The organism is Nitrospira sp. (genome assembly GCA_016788885.1).
GTDB lineage: Bacteria > Nitrospirota > Nitrospiria > Nitrospirales > Nitrospiraceae > Nitrospira_A.
On the sequence record JAEURX010000037.1, the window covers coordinates 41050 to 54841 of the forward strand.

12 protein-coding genes and 1 tRNA gene are annotated in these 13792 nt (G+C 60.4%); 9 read left to right on the forward strand and 4 right to left on the reverse strand.

What is annotated here, in order from left to right; genetic code table 11:
- The first annotated feature begins 517 nt into the window (after positions 1 to 517).
- Entirely contained in the window at positions 518 to 2083 is a 1566-nt protein-coding gene (locus JNL86_09830; GenBank protein MBL8043204.1) for an OmpA family protein, read from the forward strand.
- Between the two features lie 131 nt (positions 2084 to 2214).
- Complete coding sequence (priA, locus tag JNL86_09835; GenBank protein ID MBL8043205.1) at positions 2215 to 4578, forward strand: primosomal protein N'; 2364 nt, start codon at positions 2215 to 2217, stop codon at positions 4576 to 4578.
- Positions 4579 to 4584: 6 nt separating this feature from the next.
- Here priA and JNL86_09840 read toward each other — a convergent pair whose 3' ends face one another.
- From JNL86_09840 to JNL86_09855, 4 genes are all read right to left on the reverse strand, one after another.
- A complete protein-coding gene (locus JNL86_09840; protein MBL8043206.1) occupies positions 4585 to 5016 on the reverse strand; it encodes a hypothetical protein in 432 nt (143 codons plus the stop codon).
- Positions 5017 to 5133: 117 nt separating this feature from the next.
- The gene (locus JNL86_09845; protein MBL8043207.1) at positions 5134 to 5505 is read right to left on the reverse strand and encodes a response regulator; all 372 of its coding nucleotides are present in this window, start codon (positions 5503 to 5505) and stop codon (positions 5134 to 5136) included.
- Positions 5506 to 5611: 106 nt separating this feature from the next.
- Complete coding sequence (locus JNL86_09850; protein ID MBL8043208.1) at positions 5612 to 7207, reverse strand: PAS domain S-box protein; 1596 nt, start codon at positions 7205 to 7207, stop codon at positions 5612 to 5614.
- A 415-nt stretch (positions 7208 to 7622) separates the two neighbouring features.
- Positions 7623 to 7706, reverse strand: a tRNA-Leu gene (locus JNL86_09855).
- A 227-nt stretch (positions 7707 to 7933) separates the two neighbouring features.
- Here JNL86_09855 and JNL86_09860 point away from each other — a divergent pair.
- The 7 genes from JNL86_09860 (at position 7934) to JNL86_09890 (ending at position 13746) form a co-directional block, all read left to right on the forward strand.
- Entirely contained in the window at positions 7934 to 8629 is a 696-nt protein-coding gene (locus JNL86_09860; protein MBL8043209.1) for an HAD family hydrolase, read from the forward strand.
- A 51-nt stretch (positions 8630 to 8680) separates the two neighbouring features.
- Entirely contained in the window at positions 8681 to 9319 is a 639-nt protein-coding gene (gene queE / locus JNL86_09865) for a 7-carboxy-7-deazaguanine synthase QueE (GenBank protein MBL8043210.1), read from the forward strand.
- Positions 9320 to 9356: 37 nt separating this feature from the next.
- Positions 9357 to 10877, forward strand: a complete 1521-nt coding sequence (locus tag JNL86_09870) for a leucyl aminopeptidase (protein ID MBL8043211.1) — start codon at positions 9357 to 9359, stop codon at positions 10875 to 10877.
- 75 nt (positions 10878 to 10952) lie between these two features.
- Complete coding sequence (gene nagZ, locus JNL86_09875; GenBank protein ID MBL8043212.1) at positions 10953 to 12104, forward strand: beta-N-acetylhexosaminidase; 1152 nt, start codon at positions 10953 to 10955, stop codon at positions 12102 to 12104.
- A gap of 179 nt (positions 12105 to 12283) precedes the next feature.
- Positions 12284 to 12673: a hypothetical protein gene (locus JNL86_09880; GenBank protein MBL8043213.1), complete on the forward strand. Its 390-nt coding sequence runs from the start codon at positions 12284 to 12286 to the stop codon at positions 12671 to 12673.
- Positions 12673 to 13194 (forward strand): phosphate-starvation-inducible PsiE family protein, encoded by a 522-nt coding sequence (locus JNL86_09885; GenBank protein ID MBL8043214.1) that lies wholly within the window; start codon positions 12673 to 12675, stop codon positions 13192 to 13194. The genes JNL86_09880 and JNL86_09885 overlap by 1 nt, the downstream gene beginning before the upstream one ends.
- An 87-nt stretch (positions 13195 to 13281) precedes the next feature.
- Positions 13282 to 13746 carry a hypothetical protein gene (locus JNL86_09890; protein MBL8043215.1) on the forward strand — a complete coding sequence of 155 codons (465 nt, stop codon included), beginning with the start codon at positions 13282 to 13284 and terminating at the stop codon, positions 13744 to 13746.
- The last annotated feature ends 46 nt before the right edge of the window (positions 13747 to 13792 follow it).

Sequence of the window (13792 nt, forward strand, 5' to 3'; positions counted from 1 at the left end):
GGTCGGAATCTTAGCCCCTGGTTATTTTTAATAGCAAGCGCACAAAGGACCTAGGTCTTTAGTCCCGATAGTCCTAGAAAGTGAATACTGTCCAGCAGTTATGAAGCAGCGAGGGAGAGGATCGTGGGAGGTGGTTATGACTGGGGCTCTGTTGCGAATTTCTCGTCCGGCTCAGATCTCTCTGTGAATGAGGCCTGCCCCTTTCCTGTGGCCGTGTTCATTTTATCGGCGGGGGTTCGCAATCCGCTCGGTGGGCCGCCTGAGCTGACATCCCACTCCGACGCCATCGGCGTAGCGGGCTGCACTTTCGTCCGCCGAGGGACTTGGGTGTTGATGCGCTGTCTTCCGGTCGTCATGTGGTGTCCTACGTGGTTCGGCCTGTTGAGCGGCGTCATCGACAAGCTCACGATACCATCCAAGGAGTGCTGAATCAAACCGCGAGGCGCGGGTCGATTTCTTGACAACCCCCCGCTCTTTGCTAAGGTTGCTACAGACAACCCCCTAACGTGTAAGCTAGATGAGGACATTATTTATGCGCGCCAGCCTGACCATCCTGTCATGCAGTCTCATGGCCGTAGTCGCCATTCCTGTTCATGCCCAAGATGCGCAAAGCGTACGCCTGGGCCAAGCCGCGTTGACCTATGCCGCGGGGTCGATTCGACAGGACATGCCCCTGGAGGGCGTGGTCAATGTGATGACCGGCGACAATCAGCTGGCGGGCAATCGAATGATGCTGGGGTGGTCGGGAACCGACACGCTTTATCTCAAACTAAACAAGCCGGGTGAGGCGGCCCTGGGGGATCTCTATACGGTGTACCGGCGGGCTCGCAAAGTGTTCCATCCCATTACGAAGCAGTATCTGGGGTACGTCATCAACCGGGTCGGGGTCGTCAAGGTGATTCAGGTCGATCCGGTGCTGGTCGGTGTGCAAGTGGTTCGTTCGTATGGCCCGATTTCCCCCGGGGATCCCGTCATGCGGTTTACGCCCCCCGCCGCTGAGGAGATCGCCGAGCAGACTTCAGCAGCTGGTGACGTGGAGGCGGTGATCGTTGAATTGCAGTCCGACAAGCACATGTCCCTCGTGGCCCAAAGCAACATTGTCTATCTCGATAAAGGTCAGGCGGATGGTGTCCGGGCCGGAGACTGTCTGGAAATTTTCCGCACGGGTGGCGGCCTTCCTGAACGGAAGATCGGCGAAGTTAAAGTGCTGTCGACCGAGCCGTATACAGCCGCTGCGGTCGTGTCGAAAGCGGTGTCCCGGGCCCTCATTGGTGACCGTCTGCGCACGAAGCAGGGTTCATCTGTTCAACAGGCCTTGCGGTCGGATCAGCGGGAAGAGGACCTTCCCGCCGTGACGGTCCAACCGGTCTCGGCCACGAATGGTGTTCCCTCCGTCCCGGTTCAGCAGGACGCACAGACTGCGAAAACGGCTGGTGCCGACCGCGTACGCGGCGGCGTACGGCTGAATCTTGATGACCTGGCTGATCAGTTGGAATATGAGTCGGGAGAGGTTAAGGTCAAGCCCGCTGGTGTGCCCGTCCTGGCAAAGGTGGCGGAATATTTAGCGACCGCGGCTGACTCTCAACAGGTCCGTGTCGAAGGTCATTCCGACAATATGGAAATCGGGCCGTCGTTGAAAGGAGCCTTCCCTACGAACTGGGAGTTGTCGAAGGCACGCGCGGCAGAAATCGTGCGGTATCTGGTCGAGAAGGGCGGAATGGATTCTGCGAAACTGTCTGCTGTGGGCTATGGAGCGAGCCGACCGGTGGCTAGCAATGGCACTGAGGCGGGACGGAAGAAAAACCGCCGCATCGAGATCGTGCTGGAATCGCCGGAAACCGAGACCCCGCCTCAAGCGGTGAAAGTCCCTGTCACGGAGCAGGAGTCAGAATCGGCACCGTACAGCTTTACCCAGTTGGGCTCGGCGCCTGCGGTTGTCGATAGTCTGCCGGCCGCATCAGCCAATCCGTCTGTCCCGGTTTCGTCCGACGCGTCAGGCGAGCGGGCCCGTGCAGTGTCCGATGTGGCGGTGCCGGCTGCGCCTATTGATTCGAGCATGCCGACACCTACTCCCGGCTCTTAGTCCAGCGCGGCGACCGGCGTGTCTCTGTCAGCTGGTCGCCGCGTCGTGTCCTCCCCCCTGTTATCCGCTCCTTGCTCAATACCCCGGGCTTCCGTCATTGTTGCCCTAGCCTTGTGTTGCTAGAATGCCGCATGCGTGACCAGCCCATGCAGGCACCTGCGTCTCCCCCTGGTTATGTCGACGTGGTATTACCACGTCGACTCCACCGATCCTTTACCTATGCTGTTCCGGCGGAACTCCGAGGTCGCATTGCCGTTGGACAAGCCGTCGTTGTGCCGTTTGGGTCGCAGGATCTGCAGGGCGTGGTCATTGCGCTGCACCACCGGCTGCCGCCGGGGGCTCCGGCGGGAGGACTCAAACCGCTGCGTTCGGGCGCGGTGGCTTCGTCGCTCGATCTGCTGACCCCTGCTCAGATCGAGTTGAGCCGTTGGGTTGCGGAACGGTATGCTGCCCCGTGGGGCCAATGCATTAAGCTCGTGCTTCCTCCCGTCGATCAGCCTCGTCGCACTCCCACTCGATACCTACCGACAGCGCAGGGCCTTGCTCAACTCTCTTCACTCAATGGGCTGAGCGAAACCGAAATGCAACTCCTGGTGCGCCTTCGTCGCCGCCCGAAGGGCGTGATGGGCAGTACCCTTCTGCAGGGCGACAAGTCCGCTGCAATGACGGCGTTGCGGGCACTGGTCAAAAAAGGCTTGATCGAGCGCCATGATGAAGCTGTTGCTCCGAAAGGTATTCGACGTGGGAAGAATCAAGTTTCGAACGAAGCGCCGGCCCTTCCCATGACGGAACACGGTGAGCGCCTGTCGCTCCCCCCGGCGGACGCGCTGTCGTGGCCAGCGGTGATCGACAAGGCATTGGCGGGGCAGGTCTTCTCCGCGCTGTTGCTTGAGGGGGAACGTGCCACGAGACATTGGTGTCTGGTCAAGGCTGCACAGGCCGCTCTCCGCCAGCGTCGGCGAGTGCTGGTGATCACGGGGGATGTCGAGAACGCCGGTCGCCTGGCAGGAGTGTTTACAGCAGCCGGCGAGCAGTCGATAGTCCTGCACAGCGGCCTCTCTGAGAAGGAGCGTGCGACGGTGTGGCAGGCATCCCAAGTTGAGTCGACCATGATTGTGATCGGCACGCGCATGGCGGTGTTTGCACCTCTCGACCGGCTTGGACTAGTGTGGGTCGAAGGAGAGGACGATCTGTCACTCAAAGAGGAGCAGGTGCCTCGGTATCATGCTCGAGACGTGGCCGGCCAACGCGCCCGCCGGGATGGCGCCGTGCTGGTGCTGGCATCGACTCATCCCTCGCTTGAAAGTTGGGCGGCCGTCCAACAGGGTCTGATGACGCCCTGTGTGTATCGCGATCCGACCCACCGTCCCCAGATTCAGATGGTCGACTTGAATGGGTACGGCAGAGATTCATCTGCCGAAACGGTGCTCACGCCTCTTCTGTGCGAAGGCATCCGTGACGCCATGCAGCGGCGATCGTTAGCGATCCTTTTCCTCAATCGCAAGGGCTTCGCAAGCGTGCTTCACTGCAAGGATTGCGGGGAGATGCCGCAGTGCGATGCCTGTAGCGTCGCCTTGACCTTTTTCAGGCGTCGCAATCAGGTGCGCTGTCACTACTGCGGGCGATCGAAGCCCGTGCCGGATCAGTGCCCCGGGTGCCAGTCTTTCAAGTTGGAGCCGGTCGGGTTGGGCACGGAACGGATCGAAGAGGCGGTTCGGCGGATGTTTCCCCTGGCCCGTGTGGGGCGTGTGGACGGTGAGACGATTCGTCGTCCGGCGGACGCCAGGGCCTTCAGCCGGCTGCTCCATGCGGGGGAACTCGATATCGTGATCGGCACGCAGATGCTGTTTCGGTTGGCGCTGCCGGCGAAGGCCGCCTTCGTGGCGGTGCCGGATGCTGATGCCGGTTTGCACGTGCCCGATTTCCGTTCAGCCGAGCGGATGTATCATGCCCTCGTGGACGCCGCGGAATTGGCCCTCCCGGCCGCCGCCGGAGGCCGACTCCTGGTGCAGACCCGGTTCCCGGATCATCACGCGGTGTTGGCGTTCGTGTCGGGCAGCGAGGAGCTGTTTCTGGCGCAAGAACAGGCCTTTCGGCAACTGCTTCAGTATCCGCCCTGGACTTGCCTGATTCGGTTGGATGTGTCCGGAACGGCGGAGCCGGTAGTGGCGCAGGCCGCGCACCGTTGGGCGGCGCTGTTACGAGGACAGGCGGCGTCCATCCAGCGAGCGCAGACCATGGGTGGTCACGGTGCGACTCTGCTGTCGAGTCAGGCCGGGTTGATGCAGGTGCCGCAGCCACTGCACATCCTGGGTCCTTCCCCGGCACCCCATGCCATGGTCCGTGGTCGGTATTGTTGGCAGATCTTGGTCAAATCCGATGCCTCTGAGGCCGGGAGGGCCGTGGTCTTGGAAACCCGTGAGGCACTGGAACGAGACTCCCGGCGGGGCGGGCTGCGGTACGATATCGACGTAGATCCGGTCTCGATGGCGTGAGGTGGGTTACGACCGCACCCGCTTGTTTTTCTTGCGGATCGGAGTGGATGCTGTCGCCTGAGCAGGAGGCGCCTGCTGTTCCCGCAGGCGCTTAAAGAGGCCGAAGGCGAAGGTGACCCAGAACACCGATGTGAACAGTCCGAAGATGACAGCGTTCAGGATTGTCTCCATCTGTTCCTCAGTCGGTTGACTGCCGCTTATGCGCAGCTGCACCATGGTCACGATCGGCCACGTCATGCTTTCAAGGCCGAGCCCTAAGGTGGTCCAGGCCCAGACGGTTCCGATGCTCCGTCCCTTCCACAGGAGAAAGGCGGTGGCGGCAGCGCCGATCAATACCGTCAAGAGGAGCGCAGCCTGCTCCCACATGACGAAGATGCCCATGGCGATGACAAGGCCGCCCAGCACGGCATGTAGTTGAGGAGTCCACCAAGTCATCATTCCGGTCCGTGGTATCTCTGAATGGGGCACGAAAGCGGGCGTAGTGTGCGGATCGCCCGGCTGGAAGTCAATGTGGGAAGTCGCGTGAGGGCACAAAGGATCTGCGCGGGGTGCGGGTCAGCCGGTAATCTCAGCTTGGACGGCGTCCAACAACTGCTGCATCTCGAAGGGTTTTTGGAGCGTGCGGCGGGCGCCGAGCATGCGAGCCACATCCAAGAAGTTTAAGATGCCGATCATGTCGCTGCCCCCGGTGATGGCCATGATCTTCGCATTCGGAAATTCGCGACGTAACGTGAGAATGCTTTCCAAGCCGTCTTGATCTGGCATGAGAATGTCCATGATCACCAGGTCTGCGGGTGCCTGGCGGTATTGCGACAAGCCCTGTTTCCCGTCCGCCGCTTCCTGAACGTGATAGCCCGCTTGCTCAAGTGTGCTGCGGATAAGCCGGCGAATCGCTTCTTCATCGTCCACAATCAAAACCGATGGCATATCGTTCCTCGCAAAAGTCCTCTTCGGTGAAATCGTGTCGTCGGTGTGCGGTGGTTATGACACAGCCGATGTGGTGTGAGCGGGCCGTATCTCCGGCACTGTGACTCTATCGCTCTTTGTCTCGCTCGGCAAGAAATTCCCTCTGTTCCGTGATGGGTGACGACGCTCGGTCCCGCTGCGGTTCGGCTGCCACAGCCGTGTTGGGGGGAATGATTGCCGGCAGGTAGACCTCAATGGTGGTGCCTTGCCCGACCGAACTGGTGGCACGAAGCGTCCCTCCCTGTTCGCTGACCATCTGTTGCGCTGCCCCGAGTTCCGCCCCCGCCTGGGTTCCTCCCGGAAGATGCGCAAAGAGAGGGCCCAGTTTACGGAGTTGGTCCGCTGCGCCCACATCATTGCTGGTATCCGAGACGGTGAGGCGCACATATTGACCCGGGCGGAGCGGGAGTTCCTGCCCGTCTATCACGTGGCTCAAATCGACATTGTCGAGACGCACTTCAAGCACTCCGCCGGTCGCGTTCATCGCTCCCTCAGCATGAGCTAGGAGCTTAACGCAGATTTGGTGGATCTGGGTCGGGTCGGCGAGGACCGGATGGGTCGCTCCGGTGATCCACTCGCGGAGACTGATGGTGTTCGGGAGCCGGCCCTTCAGCAGGCGCAAGGTTTCCTTGAGCAGGATATCGAGGGACACCGGTTGTTTGGCGCCGGTTGTTTGGCGGCTGAACATGAGCATCTGGGTAACCAAGTCCCGTGCCCGTCTGGAGGCGAGGATGACCTGTTGCACATGCCCGTGGGCCCGACTGTCCGGAACAAGAAGCGGCAACGCTAAATCGGAAAATCCCATAATCGCGGTGAGGCAATTATTGAACTCATGGGCCATACCGCCGGCCAGTGTGGCGACGGCCGCCATTTTTTCTGCCTGACGCAGCTGCGCCGCGAGACGTTTCTGCTCTGAGAGGTCGGTGGCCAGCACCTGAATGGCCGGGTGGCCGTCGAACATGACGGCGCTGGCGACCAATTCCATGTCGATCGTGGTGCCATCCGGTCGCGGGCATTGCCGCTCGACTGAGGCAGCGGGAACAGACAGTGGGAGATCGTGGAGAAACTCCTGGGAAAAGCATTCCGACAGCGCGCGGCCTTCGAGGGGGTGGCCTGTCGGGAGATTGAAGAGTCTTGCGCCGGCGTCATTCATGAACAGAAGAGTCTCGTCAGCATAGACAAAAATCGGATGTGGCGAGAGCGACGCTAAACTTCGATAGCGTTCCTCACAGGCGTGTAGGGCGTCCAAGGCCAACTGTCTTGGGGTGATGTCGCGGACCATGCCCGCATATCCGCTGGAAGGGCCGTCGCCGATCCGAAGCGGAAAGGCTTCCGCCATGACCCACCGTACCGATCCGTCAGGCCGTTGAAAGCGAAACTCGCGTGAAAAGCTTCGATCCTGCTCGATGGCCGTGGTCCAGTCGGTGACGATGAGGTCATAGTCCTCTGGCAGGAGCGCATTCAGCCAGCATTCTCCTGCAGCTGAGGTGCCGGACAGGCCGGCGATGCGACGCAGTCGCTCATTCAGGTAACGCGTATGCCCGTGGGAGTCCGCGAGAAAGATGCCGACCGAGGCCTGGTTGGCGAGGGTTCGGAGAAAGGCTTCGAGCAAAGACGGATCTCCGGCAGATGGAAATGTCGATGGCAGGTCTTGGGCACTCACAGGTGGCTCCTTCGTCTATGCTGCGTCGGCTGCGGCATCCGACTCTTCCCGTCCGTTTCACGTGCGCTGTGCCGATGATTCATCGGGCACCGAACGCCTCGCCCATACGATGCCGCATGGGCCCATGAGACTGGCATGATAACACCAAGGTTGGGAGGGCAGTTAGAGATGATTGACATTGGGCAATGGAATTGGGCCCTAGTGCAGTAGGGCCATTTATCTACACAGAATGGACCAGCGTGACGTCGTCGATTCATGCCGACGCGTAGAGGAGTCGTTCGTCTATCAATAGGCGGATGTACGCACGTGATGCACGACGGAAGCTGCCGGGCTGGTGTGAGGGGGACGGACGGGACGATCAGGTTGGCACCCGGTGAGTGCCCTCCCTGTGTGTGTGACGGGCCTGTTGAATATTTGGTGCCGAAGGCGGGACTTGAACCCGCACGGCTTGCGCCACACGCCCCTCAAACGTGCGTGTCTGCCATTCCACCACTTCGGCAACCGAGGCTTACTCCATCGGAACATTGGGCCCGGTCTGTACGCACGCATCGCAGACCGTGGACGGCCCGCCTTGCAACGTCGACGTCGGCCCTCAGGGGAAGCGCATTATAGAAGTGGTCCAAAATGCTTGTCAATCAACTAGTTGTCCGGTAGAATCTGACGCGAGTTTCGGGGACACGTCGCACATCCTTTCCCATCACAGCGATCGACGGGCTCACGTTCGAGATGACGCCTCTCTCAACCTCTCATATTTCGCAGACCGGTCGGCAGACTCGTGTGGCCGCGCTGTTTGATGTGGACAATACCTTGCTCCCGGGGCAAGCGAGTGAAGTGCGGTTTTTTCGGTATCTGTGGAAGCGAGGACTGGTCGGGTGGCGCGAGGTGCGGGACAGCATCGGCTGGGTGTTGCAGAATGCGCCTCCGGTGTCGTTGCATCCGCTCCGCGAGCGGAAACTCTATCTGGCCGGAAAACCCGCTGCTGAAGTTCGCGCGCTGGCCGAGGAGTTTTGCCGGGCCGACCTGTTTCCGCGTGTGTCGAGACAAGGGCTTTCGCGCATGGACGAACATCGTCGAGCCGGACACCATATCGTGATGGTCACCGGATCCCTCGATTTTCTGATCGCACCGCTCGCTGCATTGTTGGAAGTGCCGACTCTGTTGGCCGCCAGCCTGGAACAGCAGCAGCACCGATTCACCGGCCACGTCTGTGCGCCCCTTCCCTATGGCCCCGGCAAGCGGGAGCTGATCGCGCAACTCACGCGGGATTCCGGTATTGACTTGGCCCACTCGTTTGCCTACGGCGATAGTCCCGGCGATGTCGAATTGCTGGGGATGGTGGGGCATCCACTGGTCGTCAACCCGATTCGCGGCATGGGCCGGATCGCGCAGCGGAACGGGTGGCCGACCACCACCTGGACCTGAGGAGGACCGCCCTGCGCCATCCTAATGGGCTGGCGGCCGACGTGATCAAGCATGCTCAAAGTGACGGAAATCTTCCATAGCATCCAAGGCGAATCCACCCATGCGGGCAGACCCTGCGTGTTCGTTCGTTTGACCGGATGCCCGCTTCGGTGCACCTGGTGTGACACGGCCTATGCGTTCTACGGCGGCCGAGATTTCACGGAGAACGATGTGATCGAGCAGGTGCGTGCCTTCGGGTGTCCCCTGGTCGAGGTGACCGGAGGGGAGCCACTCAGTCAACCGGAGGCGTGTTCGTTGCTCGCCCGACTCTGTGACGAAGGGTTTGAGGTGTTGCTGGAGACGAGCGGCGCCATCGATACTGCCGGGGTCGACCGGCGAGTCCGCGTGGTGCTCGACGTAAAATGTCCGGGGAGCGGGATGGCTGAGCGTATGCATTGGCCGAATCTGGAGCGACTGGCGTCTCATGACGAAGTGAAGTTTGTGATCAAGGATCGAGGCGACTATGAATGGGCGCGCGACCTGATTCGTCGTCGCGATCTTACGGCCCGGTGCACGGTGCTCGTGAGTCCGGTATTTGGGGAAACGGATCCGCGGCAATTGGCGGAGTGGGTGTTGGCTGACAGATTACCGGTGCGGTTCCAGTTGCAGTTGCATAAGCACGTGTGGGCGCCGGACATGCGCGGGGTGTAGGCGCAGCCGGTGAACGGTACGAACGAGGGGAGGATTGATGAAGAAGATCCAGGTTCAAGCACAGGTCGGACGGGCGGAGAACGAGGGGGCCGAGGTTCTGGTAGTGCTCAGTTGCGAGGGCGACTCAGACCTCACGCAGGAAACGGCCGCCATCAATACTCAACTCGGAGGCCAGCTTGCCGCGCTGATGCAGCGAGGAGAATTTGAAGGGAAACTCGGCGAAGGGCTGTTGATTCATACCCAGGGTAAAGCCAAGGCGAAACGTCTGTTGCTCGCCGGGCTGGGCAAAGCCAAGGACCTGCGCCTGGATGCCTTTCGCCAAGCGCTGGGCTCTGCGGTCAAACGCGTTCGTCAGGCCAAGGTGTCTTCGTTCGGCGTGGTGCTGCCCGGGGCTCTGCTCGAGGAGATCCCCGTTCAGGATGTCGCGCAAGCGATGGCCGAAGGGGCCATTCTCGGGAATTATCAATTCACGGCCTACCGCAGTCCGAACGGCAGCAAACCGGTTGATGTCGAACGTGTGACGATTCATACCTCCCAAGCGTCGCTGCTTTCACAGATCAATGAGGGGATCCGGCGCGGTGTGGCAACGGCCGAGGCGACGGTGCTCGTGCGAGACCTGTGTAACCATCCGGCCAATGTCATGACGCCCACGCGCATCGTCCAAGAGGCGAAAGCCGTGGCGAAGGAGTCGGGTGTGAAGCTCAAGGTGCTCGAGCAGAAGGATATGGAGCAGCTCGGCATGGGGGCGTTGCTCGGCGTGGCTCGGGGTAGTCATGAACCGCCGAAGTTCATCATCCTCGAATACAAAGGCGCGAAGGCTAAAAAGGGTGACCCGCCGGTGGTGCTGGTCGGCAAAACGATCACGTTCGACACGGGGGGGATTTCGCTCAAGCCGGCTGAAAACATGGAGCACATGAAGGCCGATATGACCGGCGGGGCCGAGGTTCTGGCCACCATGCGGGCTGCGGCACGGCTTAAGTTACCGTTGCACCTCGTGAGTATTCTGCCGGTGGCTGAAAATATGCCTGGTGGACGCGCAATGCGGCCGGGCGACGTGGTGAAGACGCTCTCCGGCAAAACCGTCGAGGTGCAGAACACGGATGCTGAAGGGCGGCTGATTCTTTCGGATGCCTTGGCCTATGCCACCAGATACAAGCCGGCGGTGTTGCTTGACATCGCGACCTTGACCGGTGCCTGCGTCGTCGCACTCGGGCAGTTTGCGATCGGGATGTTTGGTAATAACGATCTGTTGAAGGAGCAGGTTCGCAATGCCGGCATGCGGGCCGGTGAGCGTGTGTGGGAGATGCCGCTGTGGGAGGAATATTTCGAGCAACTCCGCAGTGATGTGGCGGATATGCGGAATATCGGTGGCCGTGGGGGTGGCATGATCACTGCCGCGTTATTCCTGAGCAAGTTTGTGGGCGATTGTCCCTGGATCCATCTGGATATTGCCAGCACGGATTGGAGCGAGCGCGAACGGGCCTATCTGCCGAAGGGGCCCACGGGCATTGGTACGCGCTTGTTGATTCAATTCCTGCTCGATCGCACCCTGCCCTAGAGGCAGCGGTCAGGCTCGAGCACGTGCTTCACGAGACATCAGTCGCTTCTCACCAGTTTCTCGGAGTAGGGTCGCATGACGTTACGAGAGCAAATCGGTCAGCTCTTCATGATGGGGTTCATGGGGACCACGGTCAGCAAAGAGCTGGCGTCGTTCATGAAGGCGTACACGCCGGGCGGCGTAATCTTTTTTAGACGCAACCTCGAATCGGTTCAGCAAATTGTCGATCTGACGAACGGGTTACAAAAGCTGTCGCCTGCGTCGCCCTTGTTGATCGCGATCGATCAAGAGGGGGGACGTGTGTCGCGGCTCCCTGCTGAATTCACGATCTTCCCTCCCTGCGCACAATTGGGACAGTGCAATTCCAGCGAACTGGCCTACTCCGCCGCGGCGACGATCGCGAAGGAGTTGCGTGCGGTGGGCATCAACATGAACATGGCGCCGGTGCTCGACGTGAACAGTAATCCGGAGAATCCCGTGATCGGTGACCGGGCCTTCGGCGCGGACCCTGGCCTCGTTGCGGAGTTGGGGCAGGCCACCATCGGCGGGTTGCAGGACAACATGGTGGTGGCGTGCGGGAAACATTTCCCCGGCCATGGAGATACCTCGGCCGACTCGCACAAGGTACTGCCGGTGGTGGATGCGGGACTTCAGCGGCTCCGCGACACGGAGTTCCCCCCATTTCAGCACGCGATCCGGTTCGGTGTGGCCAGCTTGATGACGGCGCATGTGCTCTATCGCGCGTTAGATCCCGATGCCCCGGCAACCCTCTCGTCGGCCGTCATTCAGCGGATGCTGCGGGAAGAGTTCCGGTATGACGGCGTCGTCTTTACGGATGACTTGGAGATGCATGCCATTATCGATCACGATGGGATCGGCGAGGCGGCCGTCCGATCATTTGTGGCCGGGTGCGATGTGTTGTTGATCTGTAAAGATCAGGATCGAGTGCAGACGGCAATGCAGGCGATGGAGCGCGCGGTGCGAGACGGTCGAATCACTCAGGAGCGGTTGCAGCAATCATTGGTTCGTGTGGCACGACTCAAGTCGCGATACCTGTTACCGTACAAACCGGTCACCATTTCCGATGCCCGCTTGGTGGTGGGATGTCGCACGCACAGGATGCTGCTCGATTCGTGGCATAAGGCCTATGCCCGTGTGCCTGCGCCGAAGGTCTCGGAGAACATGCAGTCGGCGGCGGCATTGGATTCACCGGTTGCGCATGTCTGAGGCATCAGCACACTTTGCTTGATGGGGCTTGTTGGAAGTCAGGGGTGAGGGGCGTCCCTCGCTGAGACACAGGCTTCCCCAATTCCTTCGGACATTCGGCGCTGGCTTTTCTTCCTGGGTTTTGATTCACTGGTCCAGGATCCGATCCATTTCTTATCAGTTTATTTTACCGAGGTACCATGGCTATCAAGAAAGGCGACATTCTCGACGAACGCAAACGGTTCCCCGACTCCTGTGGGTTGGTGGTGAAGTGTACCGGTGGCGGTGAGGGATTCAAGAAAATCTTCTGTTGTGGCCATGAGCTGACCGAAGAGGATCTTGTGCCGGAGATCATGTCGTCGAGGGGCCGAAAACGAGGGGGGCTGCTTCCGGGGGCGATGCTGGAAGAGAAGCGGCAGTTCCCTGATTCTTGCGGCCTTCGCCTCATGGTGATGGATGGAGGGGCCGGGCTTCAAGGGATCGATTGTTGTGGCCATCTCATTACAGCCGGCGCCGTGCATGGGTTGAGGTTCGGCCAACCGCCGGAGGAAGGAGTTCCTATGCCGACTGGTCCGGCAGGGGAGGCGTAATGTCCCCTCCAAACGTGCCGGGGGCAGATGATCAGTTCCATCGGCCTAGTATGCGCTGGTGGCTCGGTTTCATGGACCAACTGGACCGGCTCGGATATGTTGCGGCAGGGTTTAGCCTGCTTGCACTCTGCCTGATTATTTTCGTCCATGCCTGGTACATTTTCCTGGCTCGTCCCATTCACCTCGCGCTCCTCCCCGCTGCGCTCAAGTTATTGAACGATCTGCTCCTGGTCATCATTCTCCTGGAACTGTTTCGTACGGTGGTGCGATTTCTTCAGACGGAAGTGCTGGAGTTAGAACCGTATCTGTCCGTGGGGATCATTGCCTGTACACGGAGACTGTTGACGGCCAGTGCCGAACTCTCCTATCAGCTTGAAGCGGTGGCCAAGGAAAGCCGGCATGAGCTCTTTCAGCAATACCTCATGGATGTCGGCTTGAATGTGCTCGTCATCATCATCCTGATCGGCGGGCTGTACCTGCTTCGCTTACGTCCGTCGATTGAGCGTCGGGCCCTCTCCTGATCGGGGGTGGACCGAATAGCAGGGGGCGCTAGGTCCTTCTTGCCCTCCCTATGCCTCTTATGGCATCATGCACCTCTTCTTGGAGGCATGGTGGCCACATTGCTTGAATATGTGGGATCGGTGCATATTTATCTCGGACCGTACCGAGGGAATCCGATCGCCTTGTATTTGAGACGGACGGAAGCCGGGTGTCAGATCGGCCCGCGCGCCTATCCTTGGAATGACGTGGTAGGTGCGGGGGAAACCCCCAACAAGGCCGCCGCAGATTTCGAAGAAAAGTGGAAGGGCAAAGGACTGGCTGCTGATATGTATTCAGGTCCTTCGTGGGAAGGGGGGATCAAGCCGGAACGGCCTGCCCCGCCGAAACCCGCTGCTCCTCCCAAGCCTGCTGCTGCTCCGGCCGCAGCCACAACCGCCCCAGCTGCTGTTGGAGCCACGAATGCAGCGCCGGTACCTCCTGCGCCTGCCTCAAAACCGGTCGCTCAGGCTCCTGCCCCTGCTGCAGCGGAACCGAAGGCGGCACCGGTCGCCCCGACAGAAGCCTCGTCCTAATTCCCCGTTTCCATCAATCAGTTCAGCGACCGGCCGAGAGCCATGC

Coding starts and splice junctions, on each gene's coding strand:
- JNL86_09830 (MBL8043204.1), top strand. CDS start 518: ATGAGGACATTATTTATGCGCGCCAGCCTGACCATCCTGTCATGCAGT.
- priA (MBL8043205.1), top strand. CDS start 2,215: ATGCGTGACCAGCCCATGCAGGCACCTGCGTCTCCCCCTGGTTATGTC.
- JNL86_09840 (MBL8043206.1), bottom strand. CDS start 5,016: ATGATGACTTGGTGGACTCCTCAACTACATGCCGTGCTGGGCGGCCTT.
- JNL86_09845 (MBL8043207.1), bottom strand. CDS start 5,505: ATGCCATCGGTTTTGATTGTGGACGATGAAGAAGCGATTCGCCGGCTT.
- JNL86_09860 (MBL8043209.1), top strand. CDS start 7,934: ATGACGCCTCTCTCAACCTCTCATATTTCGCAGACCGGTCGGCAGACT.
- queE (MBL8043210.1), top strand. CDS start 8,681: ATGCTCAAAGTGACGGAAATCTTCCATAGCATCCAAGGCGAATCCACC.
- JNL86_09870 (MBL8043211.1), top strand. CDS start 9,357: ATGAAGAAGATCCAGGTTCAAGCACAGGTCGGACGGGCGGAGAACGAG.
- nagZ (MBL8043212.1), top strand. CDS start 10,953: ATGACGTTACGAGAGCAAATCGGTCAGCTCTTCATGATGGGGTTCATG.
- JNL86_09880 (MBL8043213.1), top strand. CDS start 12,284: ATGGCTATCAAGAAAGGCGACATTCTCGACGAACGCAAACGGTTCCCC.
- JNL86_09885 (MBL8043214.1), top strand. CDS start 12,673: ATGTCCCCTCCAAACGTGCCGGGGGCAGATGATCAGTTCCATCGGCCT.
- JNL86_09890 (MBL8043215.1), top strand. CDS start 13,282: ATGGTGGCCACATTGCTTGAATATGTGGGATCGGTGCATATTTATCTC.